The following is a 21449-nucleotide window of genomic DNA, read 5'->3' on the forward strand; positions in this document are numbered from 1 at the left end:
GGCGCTGCCGACAAAGTGCGACTGTCGAAAAGGGGCGCGTCCGGCAACGGGCGCGCCCCTTCCGATTCCCGCCGTTTACGCTTTGGGAAGGATCGTTCGGCAGGTGTGACGCCGACGCAACACCCCGTCGGAAAACCGGCACAGAGGGTTGCACGATGCGGCCGGCCGGGCGCAATCGATACGTTCGAGGGTAATCAAAAGGGATTAGGTATGCGTTCACTCCTCTCCTCCCGTAAGGCGGGGTATCGCCTCGCAGCTTCGTTCACCGCCATCGCGCTCGCAGGGGCGGCGCCGGCTTTCGCGCAGGATGCTCCCCAAGAGGAGGCCCCCGCGGCCGATGAAGCGAGCAGCGGCGAGACGGTCGTCATCACCGGCTCGCGCATCCAGCGTCCCGAGTTCGCGACGCCGAACCCGATCCAGGCCTTTGACGCCGAGACGATCGAGCAGTCGGGCGAAACCAACATCACGCAATTCCTGGCCGACTCGCCCGCGCTGCTGGGCTCGAGCCTCAGCTCGGACAACGCCGGATCGAACGCGGGTGGGGCCTCGACCGTCGGCGGCAATTATCTCGACCTGCGCAACCTCGGCACCAACCGCACGCTGGTGCTGGTCGATGGCCGCCGGCATGTGGCCGGCATTCCGGGTAGCGCGGCAGTCGACATCAACTCGATCCCGCTCGACCTGATCCAGCGCGTCGATGTGCTCACGGGCGGCGCCTCGGCCGTCTACGGCGCCGACGGCGTGTCGGGCGTCGTGAACTTCATCATGAAGCGCGATTTCGAGGGGCTGCGGCTGCGCGGCCAGGCCGGCATTTCGGAGCGCGGCGATGCGGGCAACCGCTATATTGGCGTCACCGCCGGCAAGAATTTCGCCGGGGGCCGCGGCAACGTCACCCTGTCCTACGAATATTCGAAGGACGACCGCTTCAGCCAGCTGCAGCGCCTGAACTACGGCCGCACCGGCCCGACGTGGCGCTTCGTCGCCAATCAGGACGACCCGTTCGACGCGGATCCGAACACCCCCGATTATCTGCCGCTGCGCGACCTGCGCTGGGCGGACACCTCGCCGGGCGGCGCGTTCGACCTCGATTACGACTTCGCCCCGGACTTCACCGGCGAGGGCAAGGTCTATGATCCCGGCACCTATGTCCGGAACGAGCCGTTCACCATCGGCGGCGATTCGACGCTGCAGGAAATCTATTTCGGCGATACCAATCCCGAGAGCGAGCGCCATGTCGCCAACCTGCTGACGAGCTTCGAAGTCAGCCCCGCGCTGCGCCTGTTCGCGGAAGGCAAGTACGCCCGGTCCAAGGCTTCGACGCTGTCGCAGCCGGTCTATGACCTCTACGTCCAGATCTATGGCGACAACTATTATCTGAACCAGCGGTTCGGCAGCGCCGTGGTCGGCGATGCGCTGCTGCTCGGCCGCGACCATTTCGATTTCGGTGTCCGCCGCGCCAAGGCGGATCGCGAGACGATCCGCACGGTGGTCGGCGCCGATGGTGAGATCGGTTCGAACCTGAACTATGAATTCTCCTATACCTTTGGGCAGACCAAGACCGAGGCGTTCTCACAGTCGCGCGTGCGCGATCGCTATTACGCCGCGATCGACGCGGTGAGCGACGGCGCCGGCGGCGTCACCTGCCGCATCAACCGGCCCGGCGAGACGCTGATCAAGAATTTCGGCTATATCGCGACGCAGCAATACGGCACCTTCAACCCCGTCACCGGCAACTATGAGGGCGCCGCAGCGACGTTCAGCCCCGGGGAGTGCGTGCCGCTCAACATCTTCGGTGCGGGTTCGCCCAGCCAGGAAGCGCTGGACTTCGTGTTCGTGGACGACATGGAGCGCGTCTCGATCCGCCAGCATGTCGTATCGGGCTCGATCCGTGGCAACACGGAATCGTTCTTCAAGCTGCCGGGCGGCCCGGTCGCCTTCGCCGTGGGTGCCGAATACCGCAGCGAGAGCACGCGCTTCGACCCGTCCGAATGGACCGAGGCCGGATTGCTGCTCGATAGTTCGCAGGCCTTCCCCGACAGCGGCAAGTTCGACGTCAAGGAAGTGTTCGGCGAAATCGACCTGCCGATCCTGCGCGACCTGCCGTTTGCGCACATCCTCTCGATCGGCGGTGCGGTGCGCTTCTCCGATTATTCCACGATCGGCAACACCACGACCTGGAGCATCAACGGCGTCTACTCGCCGATCCGCGACATCACCTTCCGCGGCACGCTGGGCCAGGCGGTGCGTGCACCGAACCTGGGCGAGTTGTTCAACGCGCCGTCGGGCACCTACCAGTTCATTCCCGACCCGTGCGGCATCGACCGCATCACCGACGGCACCGCGACGCGCCAGGCCAACTGCACCGCGATCCTGAGCGGCTTGGGGATCGATCCGACGACCTTCGATCCCGCGGGCGACGCGATCTCGCCGGAGAATACCAGCCTGCTCGGCCGGGCCGGCGGCAACCGCGAGCTGCAGGAAGAATCGGCGCGGACCTGGACGGCCGGCGTGGTCCTGCGGCCGCGCTTCATCCCGGGCCTGCAGCTCGCCGTCGACTGGTACGACATCAGCATCCGCCAGGCGATCAACACGCCGAGCGCGCAGGAACTGGCCGAGCTGTGCGTCGACCAGCCGACGATCGACAACGTCTATTGCGCCAATCTGAGCCGCGATCCGACGACCGGCTATATCTCGAACTTCCTGGTCCAGCCGGCCAACGTCGCCAGCTTCGACACGGAAGGTCTGGACGTCGTGCTGAACTATCGCGTCACGCCGGGCTCGTTCGGTACGTTCAACCTTCGGATGGCGGCCAACTACCTGCACAAGCTCGAGTTCATCCCGACCCCCGGCGCGGAAGTCGACGACGACCGCCTCGAGTCCGCCGTGCGCGCTCCCGAGTTCAGCGGAACCGCGGACCTCACCTGGATCTACGACAACATCAGCCTGAACTACGGGATCAACTATTTCTCGAAGACGCTGCGCTACTCGCGTGAGCAGGTCGAGGCCGATCCCGACATCACCTCGGCCGAGTACATGTACATCAAGCCGCGCTGGGAGCATGAGCTGCAGCTGTCGGTCAACGTCAACGACAACTTCACTTTCTATGCCGGTGCGAACAACTTGTTCGACAGCAAGCCGGATGTCGGCATGACGAACTATCCGGTCAGCTCGGTGGGCCGTTACCTCTACGCGGGCTTCAAGGCCAAGGTGTTCTAAGGCAAGACGATCGAACGACTTGGGGGCCGGGACGCATGTTCCGGCCCCTTTTTATGCGCGAATGGCGGAGGCCGGTTTGGCCGCAGACTTTCGCGCGCTCGTCGCTTCGCATCCGCGCGCTGGCTTTGCGCGGGCGAATGCATGCCCTAAGAGCCGGAAGATGAGGGCCCGGCGCGGTGATTGAGATTTCCAACGCGGCAGCGGTGACGGCGGGTGCCGTGCTGGCGCTGTTGACCGCGCTCGGCGGGTTTACGCTGTTTGCGGGGCTGCGCGCACGGGCGCGGGCGAGCGCGCTGCTCGACGCGCACCGGCGCGCCGATGCGCTCGCCGAGATCGGCCCGGCGCAGGCGATGATCGTACGCGCCGACGGGCGGATCGAACTGAGCGACAAGCTTGCCGACCTGTTCGGGCTCGAGGCGATCCCGAGCCATCTCAGCGAGATCGTCGGCAACGAAGCGGTGTTCGAGGCGAGCGAGGCCGCGGCGCTGGAGCGCGACATTGCCGCGGCGCAAAAGGCGGCGCGCCCGTTTCGTGCGACCGTGCGGGCGCGGGGCTCGTCGCGGACGCTGTTGATGATCGGGCAGCGCGCGCCCGATGCGGTGCGCGCGCCGGGCGGGGTGGTGCTGTGGGTGTTCGACGCCACCGAGGCGCAGGAGGAAGTCGCGCGCCTGTCGACCGAGGCCGCGCGCTATCGCGAGGCGTTCGAGGCGCTGACCGGCCTCATCCAGTCGGCGCCGATGCCGATGTGGTATCGCGACCGCGAGCTCAAGCTGGCGATGGTCAACAACGCCTATGTCTCCGCGGTCAACGGCAAGGATGCCGAAGCCGTGGTGCGGGCGGGGATCGAGCTGGTCGACGCCTCCGCGCCGGGCGGCCCGCTCGCCAGCGCGGGTGCGGCGCGCGATGCGCGGCGGGCCAAGATGGTCAAGCTCCCCGCGACGATCGGCGGCGCGCGGCGGATGCTGCACATCCACGACGTGCCGCTGCCGACTGGCGGCGTGGCGGGGTTCGCGGTCGATGTCGAGGAGCTCGAGCGCGCCCGCGCCGGGATCAAGCTCGCCGACGAGGCGCAGCGCGAGATGTTCGACCGCATGTCGTCGGGCGTCGCACAGTTCGGAGCCGACCGCAGCCTCGTCTTCTGCAACCAGCCGTTCCGCCGCATGTTCGCGATGCGCAGCGAGTGGCTCGCCGACGGGCCCGAGTTCGAGCGCGTGCTCGAACGCATGCGCGAGGCCAACCGGCTGCCCGTGGTGCGTGATTTCCCGGGCTGGAAGGCCGAGCGGCGCGACTGGTTCGTCGCCGCCGACGCGGCGCGCGAGGAGAATTGGACGCTGCCCGGCGGCACGCATCTGCGCGTCGTCGCCCAGCCGCTGCCCGAGGGCGGATTGCTGCTGCTCTTCGAGGATCTGACCGAGCAGGTGCAGCTCGCCAGCGCGCGCGACACGCTGCTGCGTGTGCGCACCGCGACGTTCGACAATCTGTTCGAGGCGCTGGGTGTGTTTGCGGCGGATGGCAGGCTGCAGCTGTGGAACAACCGCTTCCGCCAGCTCTGGGGATTCGAGGAAGCGTTCATCACCAGCCATCCGCGAGTCGATGCGCTGGCGAAGGAGGCCGGCGCGCGGCTCGCGAGCCCGGGCCGTGCGGTGCTGATCGCCGAGCTGGTGCGTGCGGCGACGGTCGAGCGCCAGCAGCGCGGCGCGATGATCGAGTTCAATGACGGGCGTTATTTCGAGGCGGCCGCGGTGCCGTTGCCCGACGGCAACGCGCTGTTCACGATGCTCGACATCTCGGACCGCCGCCGCGTCGAGAATGCGCTGCGCGAGCGCAACGAGGCGCTGGAAGCGGCCGACCGGGTCAAGACCGCCTTCGTCGCGAACATGAGCTACGAGCTGCGCACGCCGCTCACCTCGATCCAGGGCTTCGCCGAGATGCTGCACGGCGGCTATGCCGGCGAGTTGTCGCAGAGCGGGATCGAATATAGCGAGGCGATCCTCGATTCGGTCGCGCGGCTTGGCGCGCTGATCGACGATGTGCTCGACCTGACGCGCGAGGATGGGGCGCCAGCGCGTGGTGCGGTGGACTTGGAGCTCGCCGCGGGCGCGGCGGCCGAGGCGGTGGCGCCCGCAGCGCAGGCCAAGCGGATCGAGCTCGCGGTCGAGATTCTGGGCAGCGCGGGGGCGGTGCAGGGCGATGCGCGGCGCATCCGTCAGACGATCGAGCATCTGCTGCGCCACGCGGTGGCGGGAACCCCGGAGGCGGGACGCGTGCTGCTGCATATCGACGGCACGGCCGAGGGGGCGCGGATCGTCGTGTCGGATAACGGGCCGGGCATGGCCAAGAAGTTCGCAGACAAGGCGTTCGAGCGTTTCGCCCAGCCGGGGATCAGCCGCGGCGGCGACCGCGCGCTAGGTCTGGGGCTGCCGCTCGCCAAGCAGTTCGTCGAGGCGCATGGCGGGACGATCGAGCTGGTGTCCGAACCGGGGCAGGGGACGATGGTCACCGTCGAGCTGCCGCGCGGATGATCCGGCTGGCGGATGCGGCGGCGAGTGAGGCGCTGGGCGCGCAGCTGGCGGCGGTCGCGCGGCCGGGCGATGTGATCGCGCTGTCGGGACAGCTGGGCGTCGGCAAGACGAGCATCGCGCGCGGGCTGCTCGCCGCGCTGGGTCTCGAGGAGGAAGCGCCGTCGCCGAGCTTCGCGATCGTGCAGCCCTATGGCCCGCCCGAAACGCGCTTTCCGGTGCTGCATGTCGATCTCTACCGGATCGAGAATCCAAGCGAGGTGGATGAGCTCGGGCTCGACGACGCGCGCTACGATTCGCTGCTGATCGTCGAATGGCCCGAGCGGTTGCCAGCATCGGCATGGAGTGAGGCACTGTGGCTCAGCCTGACGATCGAGCCGGACGGCGCGCGCGGCTTGACAGCGCAGGTGCCCGCGGCATGGAAGGATCGATGGTCCCAATGACTTCGATGCACGACATGAATCCGCCCGCCCGGGCGCCGCATTTCTTGAACGAGCTGGGCTGGGGGGATGGCGAGATCCTGCCGCTGGCCGGCGACGCCTCGTTCCGCCGCTATTTCCGCGTGCAGGCACCGGGGCGTACCGCGATCCTGATGGACGCGCCGCCGCCGCACGAGGACCCGCGCCCGTTCATCCATGTCGCGCGCTGGCTGACTGGCCGAGGCTTCGCGGCGCCGCACATCTATGGCGAGGATCTGACGACGGGGCTCGTCCTGATCGAGGATTTCGGCGATGCGCGGCTGCGCGAGACCGCCGACGCCGCGCCCGAGAGCGAGCTGCGCCTGTACGAGGCCGCGATCGACGTGCTGGTGCGGCTGCGCGAGCATGAGGCGGCGGATGTCGGCCCCTATGACCGCGACGTCTATCAGCGCGAGGCGGCGCTGCTGACCGACTGGTACTGCCCGGCGGTGGGGCTCGATGTCGATGCCGCCGGCTATGCCGCGGCATGGGACGCGGTGCTCGGGCCGGTGGCGAGGGACGGCGCGCCGGTGACCGTGCTGCGCGACTATCATGCCGAAAATCTGATGCTGATCGAGGGCAGCGAGACGCTGGGCCTGCTCGACTTCCAGGACGCGCTGGCGGGACACCCGGCGTACGACCTGGTCTCGCTGCTGCAGGATGCGCGGCGCGACGTGCATCCGGACCTGGAGGCGGCGTTGCTCGACCGTTATCGGCGGATCACCGGGGCGGACGACGCCTTTTTCGACGCCTATCACGTGCTCGGCGCGCAGCGGAATGCCAAGATCATCGGCATCTTCACCCGCCTCTGGAAGCGTGACGGCAAGCCGCGCTATCCGGGGCTGTGCCCGCGCGTGTGGGGCTATCTCGAGCGCGACCTCAGGCACCCGGCGCTGGCGCCGGTTGCGGCGTGGTTCGATGCGAATATCCCTGCCGCTCTGCGCGGCGATCCGATGACGGTGACGGCGTGAGCATCAAGAAGACGCTCGCGCTGCGCCCGGTGCCCGCCGCGCAAGTGCCGGAGACGGCGATGGTGATGGCTGCGGGCCTGGGCAAGCGCATGCGCCCGCTCACCGCGACCCGCCCCAAGCCGCTGGTCGAGGTCGCGGGCAAGCCGCTGATCGACCATGTGTTCGATCGGCTGCGCAGCGCGGGGGTCAAGCGCGCGGTGGTCAACGTCCACTATCTCGCCGACGCGCTCGAGGCGCATGTCTTACACCGCGTGAAGGACATCGAAGTGATCGTGTCTGATGAGCGCGGGCAGCTGATGGAGACCGGCGGCGGCCTCGTGCAGGCGCGCGAATGGCTGGGGGACAAGCCGTTCCTGTGCGTCAACAGCGACAATCTCTGGATCGACGGCCCGATCGACGCGATCCGCCAGCTCGCCGCGGCGTGGGATGACGAACGGATGGACGCGCTGCTGCTGCTCATCCCGCTCGCGCGTGCGCATTGCCATCGCGGGCAGGGCGATTTCCACCTCGACGCGTTCGGCAAGATCGTTGGCCGCCGCAAGCCCGGCCGCCTCGCGCCGTTCGTCTATACCGGCGTCCAGATCCTCTCGCCGCGCGTGATCCGCGACTGGCCTGAGGGGCCGTTCTCGACCAACCTGTTCTGGCAACGCGCGATCGAGGCGGGCCGCGCCTATGGCGTGGTGCACCAGGGCCTGTGGTTCGACGTCGGCTCGCCGCCCGCGATCCACGCGACGGAGGCAGTGCTGGCGGATGGCTAGTCACACGGCGGCGGCGTACTCTCCCGAAAGCTGGATTCGTTCGATATCGCGCCGCGGTGGCGCGCCGAACAGGCGGCGATATTCGCGGCTGAACTGCGACTGGCTTTCATAGCCGACCGCGAAGCCCGCTGAGCCAGCGCTTGCGCCCTCGGTCAGCATCATGCGGCGTGCCTCCTGCAGCCGCAGCTGCTTCTGATATTCGAGCGGCGTCATCCGCGTGACCGCCTTGAAATGCGCGTGGAACGAGGATGCGCTCATGCCCGCCGCCGCGGCGATCTCGCCGACGCGGAGCTGCTCGTGGAAGCCGCGGCGGATCCGGGCGATGGCGCGGCTGACCTGCCCCAGATGGCTGTCCGCCACCGCCATCTGCCGCAGCGTCGGGCCGTGTGGGCCCGTAAGCAGCCGGTAGAGGATCTCGCGCTCGATCAACGGCATCAGCGCGGGGATGGTCTCGGGCCGGTCGAGCAGCCTCACCAGCCGGCAGGCGGCATCGACCAGGTCGGGGTCACTGGGATAGACGGCCAGCATCGGCGCGTCGGCGCGCGGGCCGGGACTGCCCTCGGCGAGGATTAGGTCGGCAAGCGCCGCCTGATCGAGGTCGATCTTGCAGCAAAGATAGGGCGCATCGGGACTTGCCTCCAGGACATGGCCGACGAGCGGCAGATCGACCGAGACCAGAAGATAGCGCGCGGCATCATAGATCACGCTGTGATCGCCAAGCGACACGCGCTTCGATCCCTGGGCGATCAGGCAAAGTGACGCTTCATAGACCGAAGGCGTCGCGACCGTCGGCTGATTGGCGCGAATCAGCGACAGGCGTGGGATCGCGGTGCCGCCAAGACCTGGTTTTGGCATGTGCCGGGCGATCAACGCGGCCAGTTCTGCAACAGGTTCCATGCTCTCCGTTTCCACCCGGTGCGCACAAGTCGCAAGCCCGCCCGTCGCACTTTTGGAGGATCGTGCAAATGCTTCGGGCGATCGGCCTAACGGTTGCGACCGGCTCTACTCCATTTGTGGCGAGGCAATGAAGAAAGGAACCGACCATGACTGGATTGAGCGACAAGACCATTCTCATCACCGGCGCATCGAGCGGGATCGGCGAGGCAACCGCCCGTGAACTGGCCGCGGCTGGCGCGAAACTGGTGATCGGCGCGCGGCGGATCGATCGGCTCCGAGCGCTGGCGGAGGCGTTGGGCCCGCAGGTGGCGGCGCAGGAGCTGGACGTCACCAACCCGCAGAGCTTCGAAGCGTTCGTCGCCGCGGCGGAGGAGCGGTTCGGGCGGGTCGACGTGCTGGTCAACAATGCCGGCGTGATGCCGCTCTCGCCGCTCGCCGCGTTGAAGCGCGACGAATGGACGCGGATGATCGACGTCAACATCCATGGCGTACTCAACGGCATCGCCGCGGTGCTGCCGCGCTTCGTCGCGCAGCAGGGCGGGCATGTCGTCAACGTCGCCTCGATCGGTGCGCACCTCGTCGTGCCGACCGGCGCAGTCTATTGCGCGACCAAATATGCGGTCTGGGCGATCACCGAGGGTCTGCGCCAGGAACATGCCGAGGTCCGCGCGACGATCATCTCGCCCGGCGTGGTCGCGACCGAACTGGGGCACGACATTTCCGATCCGGAGGTCGCAGCCGGGCTCCAGCTGTGGCGCGCCAATTCGCTCAGCCCCGACGCGATCGCCCGCGCGATCCGCTACGCGGTCGAGCAGCCCGATGGCGTGGACGTCAACGAAGTGATCGTCCGTCCCTCCGGCTCGCCGATGTAGGCCGCGTCACAACCGCCTTCGAAATGCGGTCGGCCTCGCGACGATTCCGCCTCCTCCCGGCCAGACGCACTGGCCGGGAGATCGGCGTTGGCGACAGGACGGGGAAAGCGATGCGCATCAAGGTCGAGTCTGCCGGCCGAGGTCGCTTGCCTCAACCGCGTCCCTCGCTACGGTTTCGGGACGCATATGTCCGCACGCCTCCACCTCCACACGATTCCGCCGCACCGGGCGTTCGCCGATGCGCTCGCCAAGGGCCTGATCGAGCGGTTCGGCAAGGATCCGATGCGCCTGGCGCGCGGGATCGTTTTGGTGCCAACCAATCGCGCCAAGCGCGCAATCACCGATGCGTTCGTGCGCGCCAGCGGGGGCGGGTTGCTGCTGCCGCGGCTGGTGGCGGTCGGGGATCCGGAGCTCGACGAGGCGGCAGGGCCGTTCCTTGACCCGGCGGATGACGAGGACCCGGTCCCGCCTGCAGTCGATCCGCTGCAGCGGCGGCTGATCCTGGCGCGGCTGGTGCAGGCGGCCCAGCCCGGGATCGACGCGGCGGAGGCGGTGCGGCTGGCCGGGGATTTGCGGCGCACGCTCGATCAGCTGCTGATCGAGGAGGTCGACCCCCGCCGGATGCGCGACATTGCGGCGGGCGAGCTGTCCGAGCATTGGCAGCGCTCGCTCGACCTGTTCGAGATCGTACTGAGCAAATGGCCGCAAGAGCTTGGGAAGCTTGGGCGCATCGATCTGGCCGAGCGGCGCAACCGGCTACTCGACCGGGTCGCGATGCGCTGGCGGACCGATCCGCTCGACCGCTTCGTCTGCGCGGCGGGCATCACGACCTCCGCCCCGGCGATCGCGCGATTGCTGCGTGTCGTGGCTGGATTGCCGGCGGGAATGGTGGTGTTCCCGGGCGTCGATCTGGCGATGCCGGCGGAGGAATGGGCGATGCTCGGCCCGTTCGAACCGGACCCGGTGACCGGACGGCGCAAGCGCGCGCTCGAGACGCATCCGCAATTCCATTTGAAGCTGCTGATCGACCGGATGGGCGTGCAGCGTGGCGAGATCGAGCAATGGCGCGTCGCGACCGAGCTCGACGCGCTGCCCGCGCGGAGCAAGGCGATCGCGAGCGCGATGATGCCGGCTGAGCTCACCCGGGGGTGGAGCGACCTGCCAGCAGCCGAGCGCCGCCTCGGCGGCGTGAGCGGGCTCGAGGTGGCGACGCCGGCGGAAGAGGCGCAGGCGATCGCGCTGGCGCTGCGTGGGGCGCTGGAGGTCGAGGAACGCACCGCCGCGCTGGTGACGCCCGACCGCGCGCTGGCCAAGCGCGTGGCGGCGCATTGCGCGCGCTGGGGCATCGCGCTCGACGATTCGGCCGGCGCGCCGCTCGCCAGCCTGCCGCCCGGGACGTTGCTGCTCGCGCTCGCCGAGGCGGGCGCGCAGGCGTTCGCGCCGCTCGCCTTGCTGGCATTGCTCAAGCACCCGCTGGTCGCGGCCGGCGAGGACCGGCTGGCGTGGCTCGAAGGGGCGCGGTCGCTCGACCTCGCGCTGCGCGGGCCGCGCCCGGCGACCGGGCTGGCGGGGATCGAGGCGCACCTTGCAGATCCTGAAGGCCATGACGCGCATGTCCGGCGTGTCGCGCTGAGCTGGTGGCGTGAGATCGCGCCGACGTTGGCGCCGCTGGAAGCGCTCTATGCGGGCGGTGCGGCGCCGCTTCCCGGATTGCTGGCGCAGCTGCGCGAGACCGCGACGGCGCTGTGCGGCGAGGGGCTGTGGGGCCGCGCCGAGGGCCGCGCGGCGGCGGCGTTGCTCAACGATCTCGAGCGTGAGGCCGGGCATGGCCCGGCGCTGGTCGAGCCCGAGAGCCTCGCGGCGATGCTGCGCACGCTGATGGACGAGGTAGCGGTGCGGCCGCCGCAGGGCGGGCATCCGCGCCTCGCCATCTATGGCCTGATCGAGGCGCGATTGCAGACCGCGGACCTGGTGATCCTCGCCGGACTGAACGAGGGCGTGTGGCCGGGACTGCCCGCGCCCGACCCGTGGCTGGCGCCGCGCATCCGCAGCGAGCTGGGGCTGGCCGGGCTGGAGCGCCGGATCGGACTTGCGGCGCATGACCTTGGACAAGGTCTCGGCGCGCGCGAGGTGCTGCTGACCCGGGCGAAGCGCGATGCGGGCGCGCCGACCATCGCCTCGCGCTTCTGGCTGCGGCTCGAAGCTTTGTCGGGCGGGCTCGAGCGCGCCACCGAGCTGGAGGCATGGGCGCGGGCGATCGACGATCCCGGCAAGCACGAGCCCGCGGCGCGGCCCGAGCCGAGCCCGCCCACCGCGAGACGCCCGCGCGTGATTCCGGTCACCGATGTCGACCGGCTCAAGGCCGACCCCTATGCCTTCTACGCCAAGCGCATGCTGCGGCTGCGGCAGCTCGACCCGGTCGATGCCGATCCGAGCGCGGCGTGGCGGGGGACAGCAGTGCATGACGTGCTGGAGAAATGGGCGAAGCTCGACGCGTGTGATCCGGAGGCGCTGGAGCCGCGCGTGCTGGCGATGCTCGCCCAGGCCCACCCGATGATGCGCGCACTGTGGCAGCCGCGGCTGATCGAGGCGGTGCGCTGGATCGTGCGCGAGATCGCGGCACGTCCGCAGCGGCGCGTGCTGGCGGTCGAGCAGGAAGGGGCGATCGATGTCGCCGGGGTGACGCTCAAGGGCAAGTTCGACCGGATCGACGCGATGGGCGACGGCACGCTCGGCATCGTCGACTACAAGACCGGCCAGCCGCCCAGCACCAGGGCGGTGCGCGCGGGGTACAGCCTGCAGCTCGGGCTGCTGGGGTTGATCGCCGAGCGGGGCGGTTTCGAGGGGATCGCGGGCCGCGCGAGCTGCTTCGAATATTGGTCGCTGGCGCGCAAGGGCGGCGAGTTCGGCTATGTCCAGTCGCCGGTGGATGCAGCGGGCAAATACGGGAAGATGCTGCCGGAAGAGTTCGTGCCCGTCGCCGCGGAGAATTTCGCCGACACCGCGCGGGCCTATCTCACCGGCGACGCGCCGTTCACCGCCAAGCTGCACCCCGAATATGCGCCCTATTCGGAATATGACCAGCTGATGCGCCGCGACGAATGGTATGGCCGTGAGCGGCGCTGAGGTCCGCGCGCTCGATGCGCTGGTCGGGAGCCAGGCCGCCGCGTCCGCTCCCGACGGCAGCGTGTGGCTGTCGGCGTCCGCAGGGACGGGCAAGACGCATGTCCTCGCCTCGCGCGTGTTCCGGCTGCTGCTGCGCGGGGTCGATCCCGGGGCGATCCTGTGCCTCACCTTCACCAAGGCCGGCGCAGCGGAAATGGCCGCGCGCGTGAACGGACGCCTGGCGTATTGGGTACGTGCGAAGCGGGGCGAGATCGCCAACGATCTCGCGGCACTGGGCGAGGATTTCGGGCCGGAACGAGTGGCATTCGCCCGCACGCTGTTCGCCAAGGTGCTCGACGCGCCAGGCGGCGGCCTGCGCATCCAGACGATCCACAGCTTCTGCCAGACCCTGCTGTCTTCCTTCCCGATCGAGGCAGGGCTGACTCCCGGCTTTCGTCCGCTCGAAGCGCGCGAGGAGACCGCGTTGGCGCGCGATACGCTGGCGGCGATGCTGGCGGATGCGGGGCGTGAGGGGCGGGATGGGCTGATCGATGCGGTCGGCGCGCTCAGCTTGCGGCTGGGCGAGGGCAAGGCCGAGGCCTTCCTCCACGCCTGCGCCAAGGCGCCTGATGCGATGGCCGCGCTGCCCTCGGGCATCCAGCCGTGGTTGCGCCGCGCGATGGGATTGCCGCAGGGCGATGTGCTCGAGGAAGCCGCGCGCTGGTGCGCCGACGACAATTTCGACGTGGAGGGACTGCGCCGCATCGCCGACGCCAATTACGCTTGGGGCACGGCGACCGGAACCGAGGCGGCGGCGGTCGCGGAAGCGTGGCTCGCGGCGGATTCGGCGGCGCGGGTGGCGATGCTGGGCGAGCTCAAGAAGCTGGTGCTGACCGCCAAGGACGAGCCGAAGAAGGTGTCGTCCAGGCTCGCGGCGCTCGATCCGGATTACGAGATGCTCGCCGCCGAACTGGGCGAGGCGTGCATCGCGGTTGCCGGGATGATCGCGCGCGCCGGCTATGCCGACCTGCTCGCGCAGGGCCTCACCGCCGGGCGCGAATATGCCGCGGCCTATGCCCAGGCGAAGCGGCGTGCGGGCGCTGTCGATTTCGACGATCTGATCGGGCGCACCGTTGCGCTGCTCGACCAGCCGGGGATGGGCGACTGGATCCGCTTCAAGCTCGACCAAGTGACCAGCCATGTGCTGATCGACGAGGCGCAGGACACCAACATCGCGCAGTGGCGCATCGTGCGCGCGCTGGCCGACGAGTTCTTCGCGGGCGAAGGCGCGCATGGCGAGGAGGTGCGCACGCTGTTCACCGTGGGCGACTACAAGCAGGCGATCTTCGGCTTCCAGGGCACCGATCCGGTCAATTTCGCCGCCGCGCACGTCCATTTCCGCGAGCGCTCGGCCGGCGCGCTGGAGACGCTGTCGCTGACGCACTCGTTCCGCTCGACCGCGCCGATCCTGGAGTTCGTCGACGCGGCGGTGGCGGCGCTGCCCGAGCCGGGGATGGGGACCGAGTCCGAAACGCATGCCAGCCGTGTCGCCGGGCCGGGCACCGTGACCCTGTGGCCACCGGTCGTCGCGGGCGGCGATCCGGAAGACGAGGAAGGCTGGATCGACGATGCGACGCGCGAGGTCGCCAGTCGCATCGCCCGGCAGATCAAGGCCTGGGTCGGCACGCTTGAGCTGGAGAGCAAGGGACGGACGCTGCGGCCCGAGGATGTGATGATCCTGGTCAAGCGGCGCGGCGAACTCGCCTCGCTGCTGGTCGCGCGGCTGCATGCCGAGGGGGTGCCGGTCGCGGGGGTCGATCGCCTGCGGCTGAACGCGCCATTGGCGGTGCAGGATCTGCTCGCGGCGGTGCGCTTTGCCTTGCAGCCGGACGATGACCTCTCGCTGGCCGCATTGCTGGTGTCGCCGCTGATCGGGTGGAGCCAGGACGAGCTGATGCACGCCGCGATGCGCGAGCGCGGCAGCCTGTGGCGGCATCTGCGCGCAACCCTGCCCGACGCGCGGCTGGCCCCGCTCTACGGCCTGCTCGCGCGCGCTGACCTGATGACGCCGCATCGCTTCCTCGAGACGATCCTGTCAGGCGAGATGGACGGGCGGCGCAAGCTGTTGCGGCGGCTGGGCAGGGAAGCGCTCGACCCGATCGAGGAGCTGCTAACCGCCGCGCTCGGCTTCGAGGGGCTGGCGACCCCGACCCTGCAGCGCTTTCTCGACTGGTTCGACCGCGGCGATGTCGAGATCGTGCGCGATGCCGCGCAGCCGCAGGACGCGGTGCGGGTAATGACCGCGCACGGGGCGAAGGGCCTGCAGGCGCCTTTGGTGATCCTCGCCGACGCCACTGCCGATCCGCAGGGCGGCAACCGCGGCGGCTTCGTCAAATGGGCGCCCGAGGGGCATGACGGCCCGGCCTTCCCGATCTTCCGCCCGGGCAAGGCCGAGCGCGGCGGGCGGGTGGATGCAACCGTCGCGCTGGCCGATGCGCGCGAGCTGGAGGAGCATTGGCGGCTGTTCTACGTCGCCGCGACCCGCGCCGAGGAGCGGTTGGTGATCGCGGGCGCGATCGGGCCGAAGGCGAAGGGGGAGGCACCGGCGGCGAGCTGGTATGCGGCGTCGCGCGCGGCGTTCGATGCGCTGGGTGTGGCGGACGACGAGAACGAGCGAACCTTCATCGGCAGCCGCCCGCAACCGCCAATCGCGCGCAAGCCGCGCGGGGCTCCGGTGACGGAGGCGGCGGTCGAACTGCCCGGCTGGGTCAGGGCGCCCGCACCGGTCGAGGCTCGCCCGCCGCGTCCGCTCGCGCCGTCTTCCCTGGGGGATGATCTGGTCGCCGATCCGCCGCCCGGACCCGCGCTGCGTGCCGCGGCCGAGCGGGGACGGTTGATCCACGCGTTGCTGGAGCGTTTGCCCGCCGTTGCGATCGAACGGCGTGCCGAGGCGGCCGATCGCTGGCTGGCCGGCGCGGGAGGTGTGGCCGACGCTTCAGCACGTGCCGAGCTCGCCGCGGCGGCGCTGGGTGTGCTCGCTGACTCGCGCTTCGCTGCGCTGTTCGGGTCGGAGGCGCTGGCCGAGGCGCCGATCGCAGCGGTGGTGGCGGGCGGGCATGTCGTGTCAGGCACCGCCGACCGGCTGCTGGTAACCGGGGATCGCGTGCTCGTTGTCGACTTCAAGACCGGACGCCGCGCGCCGGCTTCGCTGGATGAGGTGCCGCCCTATCACGTGCGCCAGATGGCCGCCTATGTCGCGGCGCTGGAGGTGGTGTTTCCGGGTCGCCGGGTCGAAGCGGGGCTGCTTTACACCGCCACGCCGGTGCTGTTTGCGCTGCCGGACGATCTGGTTGCGGCGCACAAGCCGGGCTTCGTGGCCACGGAGCAAAGCTTGAGCTCAAACGCTTGAGAGGCGCGGGCCGCCTCCCTAGGTTGGCGCCAACCGAACAGGAGATTTGAAAATGGCCAAGGCCGTTACCGATGCAAGCTTCGAAGCCGACGTCCTTCAGTCGGACAAGCCCGTCCTCGTCGATTTCTGGGCCGAGTGGTGCGGGCCGTGCAAGATCATCGGGCCGAGCCTGGAGGAATTGGCCGAGGAACTGGCCGACAAGGTGACGATCACCAAGCTCAACATCGAGGAGAATCCGGACACGCCCGGCAACCTCGGCATTCGCGGTATCCCGACTTTGTTTGTCTACAAGGATGGCGAGAAGGTCGCACAGCAGATCGGCATCGCCGAGATCTCGACCAAGTCAAAGCTCAAGGCGTGGATCGAGAGCGTGGTATGACGGCAGCCACCTAGCGATGCTGAACGAAAGCGGGCGGAGTCATCGTGGCCCCGCCCGTTTCGATTCCGATCGCTCAGTAGCGGCGATCGTAGCGGTCGCGGCGATCGTAACGATCGTAGCGGTCGCCGCGGCGGTCATAGTCGCGATAGCCGGCGCGGGCGCGGGCGATCTCGCGGCGGCATTCGCGCTGCTCGCGGCGATATTCGTAGCGGTTGCGGGCGCGGCGCAGTTCGCGGGCGCATTCGCGCTGCTCCTGACGGACCTCGCTGCGGCGCGATCCATAGCGCTGGGCCTCGGCGGGAGCGATGGACACCAGCAGACTGGCACCCAGCGTCGCTGCAAGAACGAAGATTCGCATTTCGGCTCTCCATGTGCTCATCCGGGGACGTTCCCCAGGCGGATGATCATAGATACGCAACGCTACATGAACCCGTAGCGACGGCCGGCTTATCCCGCGTTCAGGACAGCGGTGGTCGATGACGGCGGCAAGTATATCCTGCCGGGAAAACGGCAGGCAACGCTAGCTGCGATAATCGGCGTTGATCGAGATATAGCCATGGGTCAGGTCGCAGGTCCACACGGTGGCGCGGCCCTCGCCAAGATCCAGATCGACGCCGATCTCGATGTCCTGGCCCTTGAGATGCGCGGCGACGGGGGCTTCGTCATAGCCCTCGACCGCGAGGCCCCCCTGCGCCACCTGCACCCCGCCGAAAGTGATCGCGAGGCGGTCGCGGTCGGCGGGCTCGCCGGCCTTGCCGATCGCCATGACGATGCGGCCCCAATTGGCGTCCTCGCCCGCGATCGCGGTCTTGACCAGCGGCGAGTTGGCGATGCTGAGCGCGATGCGGTGCGCGCTGCGGTCGCTCTCGGCGCCGTCGACGTCGATGCGGATGAACTTGGACGCGCCCTCGCCGTCGCGCACGACGAGATGGGCGAGGCGGAGGCAAAGGTCGGCGAGCGCGGCACGGAAGGCGTCGGCGCCGTCGTCATCCTCGTCGGCGAGCGGCGCATTGCCCGCCGTGCCGGTGGCGAAGGCGAGGACGGTGTCGCTGGTCGAGGTGTCGCTGTCGACGGTGATGCACGAGAAGCTCCTCGCGTTCGCGTCGGACAGCGCGCGCTGGAGGAAGGCGGGATCGACCGCAGCGTCGGTGAAGACATAGCCGAGCATCGTCGCCATGTCGGGCGCGATCATGCCGCTGCCCTTGATGATGCCGACCAGGCTCACCGTCTTGCCGCCGACGACCGCGGTGGTGACCGCGCCCTTCTCGAAGGTGTCGGTGGTGCCGATCGTCTTTGCCGCATCCTCCCAGCCGCACGGCGCCGCGGCGAAGGCGGCGTCGAGGCCCGCCTCGGCCTTGTCGATCGGCAGCGGCACGCCGATCACACCGGTCGAGGAGACGAACACGTCCGAGGGCTGGCAGTTCAGATGCCCTGCGACCCGCGCCGCGATCGCCTCGACCGCCGCGCGGCCGCGGTTGCCGGTGAAGGCGTTGCTGTTTCCGGCGTTAACGACGAGCGCACGCGCCTTGCCCAGCACCAGCGCCTCGCGGCACCATTCCACTTCGGGCGAGGGGCATTTGCTGGTGGTGGTGACGCCCGCCACCGCCGTGCCCTCGTCGAGCGTGACGAAGGTCAGGTCGCAGCGGTCCCATTCCTTGTAGCGCGCGCGGGCGACGCGCAGGGTGACGCCCGCGATCGGCGGGAGATAGGGGAAGCCGAGCGGGGCGAGGGGCGAACGCTGCATTGATGATCCTATATTCTCACCGTCACCCCGGCCCTGTGCTGGGGTCCACGGTTGGGCAGCCAATGCCCTGTCACCTTGACCGCAGCATCTGCCGCGCGGTGGACCCCGGCACAAGGCCGGGGTGACGAACTGGATTACTGGACCGCCCCAGCCGCACTCAGTACCGCACGGACGCTGGCGGTGGCGACGTCCTCGTCGATGCCGACGCCCCAGACGGTGCGCCCGTCCGCGGTGCGGCATTCGACATAGGCGGCAGCCTGCGCGCCCGAGCCGTGGCCGATCGCGTGCTCGGCATAATCGGCGATGTCGAGATCGACGCCGAAGCCCTCGCGCATCGCCGCGACGACGCTGGAGATGAGCCCGTTGCCGCGGCCGCTCACCGATTGCTGCGCGCCGTTCACCTCGATCGCGCCAGCGAAGATGCGGTCGCCATTGGGCGCGCGCGTCTCGTCATAAGCGCCCAGCGTGAAGCGCTGCGGATGCTCGAGGCGATAGGCTTCGACGAAGGCGCGCCAGATGTCCTGCGCGTTGAGCTCGCGGCTGCTCTCGTCGGCCAGGCGCTGGACGTGGCGGCTGAAATCGGCCTGGAGCCGCTTGGGCAGCTTGAGCCCCTTGTCCTGTTCCAGCACCCAGGCGACGCCGCCCTTGCCCGATTGCGAGTTGACGCGGATCACCGCCTCGTAGCTGCGGCCCAAATCGGCGGGGTCGATCGGGAGATAGGGCACCTCCCAATATTCGTCGTTGCGCGCGTCCTGCGCCGCGAAGCCCTTCTTGATCGCGTCCTGATGGCTGCCGGAGAAAGCGGTGAACACCAAGTCGCCGGCATAGGGCGTGCGCGGGTGGACCTGGATGTTGGTGCAATATTGCACCGTGTTCACGATCTCGTCGATGTCCGAGAAATCGAGCCCGGGGTTCACCCCCTGCGTGTACAGGTTGAGCGCGACGGTCACGAGGTCGCAATTGCCGGTGCGCTCGCCATTGCCGAGCAGGCAGCCCTCGACACGGTCGGCGCCGGCCATCAGGCCGAGCTCGGCGGCTGCCACGCCGGTACCGCGATCGTTATGCGTGTGCAGCGACACCACCACCGCATCGCGGCTCGGGATGTTGCGGCAGAACCACTCGATCTGGTCGGCATAGATGTTGGGCGTCGCTGCCTCGACCGTCGCGGGCAGGTTGAAGATGATCGGCTTGTCCGGGCTCGGCTGCAGCACGTCCATCACCGCCGCACACACCTCGACCGAGAAGTCGAGCTCGGCGGTCGAGAAGGTCTCGGGCGAATATTGGAAATGCCAGTCGGTGTCCGGCTGGGCGGCGGCGCAGTCGCGCAGCACCTTGGCGCCCTCGACCGCGATGCCCTTGATCTCCTCGCGGCTCATCCCGAACACGATCCGCCGCCACGCGGGGGAGACCGCGTTGTAGAGATGGACGATCGCCTTGGGCGCGCCGCGCAGGCTCGCGAAGCTGGTCTCGATCAGGTCGCGGCGCGATTGCGTCAGCACCTGCACGATCACGTCGTCCGGGATGCGGCTGTCGCGCACCAGGCTCGAGATGAAGTCGAACTCGGTCGCCCCGGCGGCGGGGAAGCCGACCTCGATCTCCTTGACCCCGACGCGGCAGAGCAGCTCGAAGAAGCGAGTCTTCTTCTCGGCGTCCATCGGATCGATCAGCGCCTGGTTGCCGTCGCGCATGTCGGTGGAGAGCCAGCGCGGCGCGCGGGTGATGGTACGGTTCGGCCATTGCCGGTCGGGCAGGTCGACCTGAGGGAAGGGGCGGTATTTGACGCTGGGGTCGCGCAACATTTGCGGTCTCGCTTCGAAATCGTGGCGTTCGGGGTTCGGTCTAGCCCTTAGGCCGTGTGCGCGGCACTGCGGCCACGCAAGGTCACGCGCCTAAGGGCGCGTAAGTCGAAGCAGGCGAAGGCGAAGCGTGCGCAACATCTGACCGTGCAGATAGACCGTGATCGCACACCCTGTCCAGTGCGTGACGGTGGCGGCGAGCCTGTTTGATCTTGCATGGGCGCAAGCCGCGCTTGGCTAGCGAGCGTGATCTGCCGGTGTGCCCTCCTTCAATCCAGCGCGCGCACGACTCGAAATCCGAGCCCGCCGCTGCGGTACATATCGAGCGTGTAACCGCGCGCCGGTGCAAAATTTCGCGCCGACGAACGCAGAAAGGAGGGAGGGTTGCCCCAGTCGCCGCCGCGTAGGACGCGATAGGCGCACGTCGTCGTTCCGGTCAGCCAGGCGAAACGGCCCTCGACCTTGAGCATTTTGTCCTGGCTCGCCGGGCTTCCGTCGGGCGGCACCAGCGACAGGTCGGGTGCGTAGCAATCGGCGGTCCATTGCATAACGTTGCCTTGCATGTCGTACAGACCGAACGGATTGGGCGGAAAGGCGCCGACTGGCGAGGTGTATTCCCATTTGTCCGCCCCCTCGGCCAAGCGCTTGGGCGTGCAGCAGGTGTCTGCGCCGAAATTCGCGTGATCGTGCGACAGCTTGGTGCCCTGCGGGTAAGGTGTCGTGCTTCCTCCGCGCGCGGCATATTCCCATTCCGCCTCGCTGGGCAGGCGATAGCGCTTTCCCGTGCGTTTGCTCAGCCATGCGGCATAGTCGGTCGCATCGGCAAAGGTCACGCAAACTACCGGATGGCGTCTGTCTTGGCTGAACCAAAGGCGTTGCCACGATGCTTCAGGGTCCATCTCATGCCCGGTCCGACCGCTATAGGCGCAGCCGGCTTGCAGCGGCCGTCCGGTATCGGCCGTGAAACGTTCATAGTCTTCCCGGGTCACGTGGTAGCGGCCCATCGCGAACGACCCGATCGTTACCTCGCGCCTGGGCAATTCGTCGGGCCGCGCCTCGCGATCATCGAGCGACGCGCCCATCGTGAAATGGCCGCCAGGAACAACCACCATTTCCGGACAATCGGGGCAATCGCGAACGATGCGCGACGCATCTCTGGCGATCGCCTGCACGGATGCACCGGCGGCGAGGCATATCGCGAACTGCGGAACAAATGCGAAGAGCGCTCGCATCCAACGGGTCCACCCTCGGGCACATCCTTAGCATGGGCGCGCGACCCCGAGAATTGATTTCTCCCGGTTCACCAGCCTGCGCGTGCCGGTCTG

General features: G+C 68.7%; 14 protein-coding genes. 9 read left to right on the forward strand and 5 right to left on the reverse strand.

Annotated features, from left to right (window positions below):
* The first annotated feature begins 210 nt into the window (after positions 1-210).
* From OK349_RS00515 to OK349_RS00535, 5 genes are all read left to right on the forward strand, one after another.
* Entirely contained in the window at positions 211-3216 is a 3006-nt protein-coding gene (locus tag OK349_RS00515; RefSeq protein WP_265115884.1) for a TonB-dependent receptor plug domain-containing protein, read from the forward strand.
* A 176-nt stretch (positions 3217-3392) separates the two neighbouring features.
* Complete coding sequence (locus tag OK349_RS00520) at positions 3393-5738, forward strand: PAS domain-containing sensor histidine kinase (RefSeq protein WP_265115885.1); 2346 nt, start codon at positions 3393-3395, stop codon at positions 5736-5738.
* A complete protein-coding gene (tsaE, locus tag OK349_RS00525; protein WP_265115886.1) occupies positions 5735-6178 on the forward strand; it encodes a tRNA (adenosine(37)-N6)-threonylcarbamoyltransferase complex ATPase subunit type 1 TsaE in 444 nt (147 codons plus the stop codon). Before OK349_RS00520 ends, tsaE begins: the two co-directional genes overlap by 4 nt.
* Positions 6179-6192: 14 nt before the next feature.
* The gene (locus OK349_RS00530; RefSeq protein ID WP_265118500.1) at positions 6193-7164 is read left to right on the forward strand and encodes an aminoglycoside phosphotransferase family protein; all 972 of its coding nucleotides are present in this window, start codon (positions 6193-6195) and stop codon (positions 7162-7164) included.
* 59 nt (positions 7165-7223) lie between these two features.
* Positions 7224-7922 (forward strand): nucleotidyltransferase family protein, encoded by a 699-nt coding sequence (locus tag OK349_RS00535; protein ID WP_265118501.1) that lies wholly within the window; start codon positions 7224-7226, stop codon positions 7920-7922.
* Here OK349_RS00535 and OK349_RS00540 read toward each other — a convergent pair whose 3' ends face one another.
* Positions 7923-8819: an AraC family transcriptional regulator gene (locus tag OK349_RS00540; RefSeq protein WP_265115887.1), complete on the reverse strand. Its 897-nt coding sequence runs from the start codon at positions 8817-8819 to the stop codon at positions 7923-7925. It lies immediately after the preceding gene.
* Positions 8820-8965: 146 nt separating this feature from the next.
* Here OK349_RS00540 and OK349_RS00545 point away from each other — a divergent pair, with 146 nt between their 5' ends.
* The 4 genes from OK349_RS00545 to trxA all read left to right on the forward strand — a co-directional run bounded on the left by OK349_RS00545 (position 8966) and on the right by trxA (position 16584).
* The gene (locus OK349_RS00545; protein ID WP_265115888.1) at positions 8966-9691 is read left to right on the forward strand and encodes an SDR family oxidoreductase; all 726 of its coding nucleotides are present in this window, start codon (positions 8966-8968) and stop codon (positions 9689-9691) included.
* A gap of 186 nt (positions 9692-9877) precedes the next feature.
* A complete protein-coding gene (addB, locus tag OK349_RS00550; RefSeq protein ID WP_265115889.1) occupies positions 9878-12817 on the forward strand; it encodes a double-strand break repair protein AddB in 2940 nt (979 codons plus the stop codon).
* Complete coding sequence (gene addA / locus OK349_RS00555; protein ID WP_265115890.1) at positions 12798-16205, forward strand: double-strand break repair helicase AddA; 3408 nt, start codon at positions 12798-12800, stop codon at positions 16203-16205. Before addB ends, addA begins: the two co-directional genes overlap by 20 nt.
* A gap of 52 nt (positions 16206-16257) precedes the next feature.
* Positions 16258-16584 (forward strand): thioredoxin, encoded by a 327-nt coding sequence (trxA, locus tag OK349_RS00560; RefSeq protein WP_265115891.1) that lies wholly within the window; start codon positions 16258-16260, stop codon positions 16582-16584.
* 73 nt (positions 16585-16657) lie between these two features.
* On the opposite strand, the gene OK349_RS00565 is transcribed toward trxA, so the two are convergent.
* The 4 genes from OK349_RS00565 to OK349_RS00580 all read right to left on the reverse strand — a co-directional run bounded on the left by OK349_RS00565 (position 16658) and on the right by OK349_RS00580 (position 21356).
* Positions 16658-16942, reverse strand: a complete 285-nt coding sequence (locus OK349_RS00565) for a hypothetical protein (RefSeq protein WP_265115892.1) — start codon at positions 16940-16942, stop codon at positions 16658-16660.
* 162 nt (positions 16943-17104) lie between these two features.
* Positions 17105-18328, reverse strand: a complete 1224-nt coding sequence (argJ, locus tag OK349_RS00570) for a bifunctional glutamate N-acetyltransferase/amino-acid acetyltransferase ArgJ (protein ID WP_265115893.1) — start codon at positions 18326-18328, stop codon at positions 17105-17107.
* Between the two features lie 134 nt (positions 18329-18462).
* A complete protein-coding gene (gene leuA, locus OK349_RS00575) occupies positions 18463-20127 on the reverse strand; it encodes a 2-isopropylmalate synthase (protein WP_265115894.1) in 1665 nt (554 codons plus the stop codon).
* Between the two features lie 266 nt (positions 20128-20393).
* A complete protein-coding gene (locus OK349_RS00580; RefSeq protein ID WP_265115895.1) occupies positions 20394-21356 on the reverse strand; it encodes a formylglycine-generating enzyme family protein in 963 nt (320 codons plus the stop codon).
* Positions 21357-21449 lie beyond the last annotated feature (93 nt).

This window comes from Sphingomonas sp. BT-65 (genome assembly GCF_026107375.2).
Classification (GTDB): Bacteria; Pseudomonadota; Alphaproteobacteria; order Sphingomonadales; family Sphingomonadaceae; genus Sphingomonas.

Excerpts from the sequence above, each read along its gene's own strand:
- OK349_RS00530 (WP_265118500.1), top strand. The coding sequence starts at position 6,193 with ATGAATCCGCCCGCCCGGGCGCCGCATTTCTTGAACGAGCTGGGCTGG.
- trxA (WP_265115891.1), top strand. The coding sequence starts at position 16,258 with ATGGCCAAGGCCGTTACCGATGCAAGCTTCGAAGCCGACGTCCTTCAG.
- leuA (WP_265115894.1), bottom strand. The coding sequence starts at position 20,127 with ATGTTGCGCGACCCCAGCGTCAAATACCGCCCCTTCCCTCAGGTCGAC.
- OK349_RS00580 (WP_265115895.1), bottom strand. The coding sequence starts at position 21,356 with ATGCGAGCGCTCTTCGCATTTGTTCCGCAGTTCGCGATATGCCTCGCC.
- OK349_RS00545 (WP_265115888.1), top strand. The coding sequence starts at position 8,966 with ATGACTGGATTGAGCGACAAGACCATTCTCATCACCGGCGCATCGAGC.
- OK349_RS00515 (WP_265115884.1), top strand. The coding sequence starts at position 211 with ATGCGTTCACTCCTCTCCTCCCGTAAGGCGGGGTATCGCCTCGCAGCT.
- OK349_RS00565 (WP_265115892.1), bottom strand. The coding sequence starts at position 16,942 with ATGCGAATCTTCGTTCTTGCAGCGACGCTGGGTGCCAGTCTGCTGGTG.
- OK349_RS00535 (WP_265118501.1), top strand. The coding sequence starts at position 7,224 with ATGGTGATGGCTGCGGGCCTGGGCAAGCGCATGCGCCCGCTCACCGCG.
- addB (WP_265115889.1), top strand. The coding sequence starts at position 9,878 with ATGTCCGCACGCCTCCACCTCCACACGATTCCGCCGCACCGGGCGTTC.
- tsaE (WP_265115886.1), top strand. The coding sequence starts at position 5,735 with ATGATCCGGCTGGCGGATGCGGCGGCGAGTGAGGCGCTGGGCGCGCAG.
- addA (WP_265115890.1), top strand. The coding sequence starts at position 12,798 with ATGGCCGTGAGCGGCGCTGAGGTCCGCGCGCTCGATGCGCTGGTCGGG.
- OK349_RS00540 (WP_265115887.1), bottom strand. The coding sequence starts at position 8,819 with ATGGAACCTGTTGCAGAACTGGCCGCGTTGATCGCCCGGCACATGCCA.
- argJ (WP_265115893.1), bottom strand. The coding sequence starts at position 18,328 with ATGCAGCGTTCGCCCCTCGCCCCGCTCGGCTTCCCCTATCTCCCGCCG.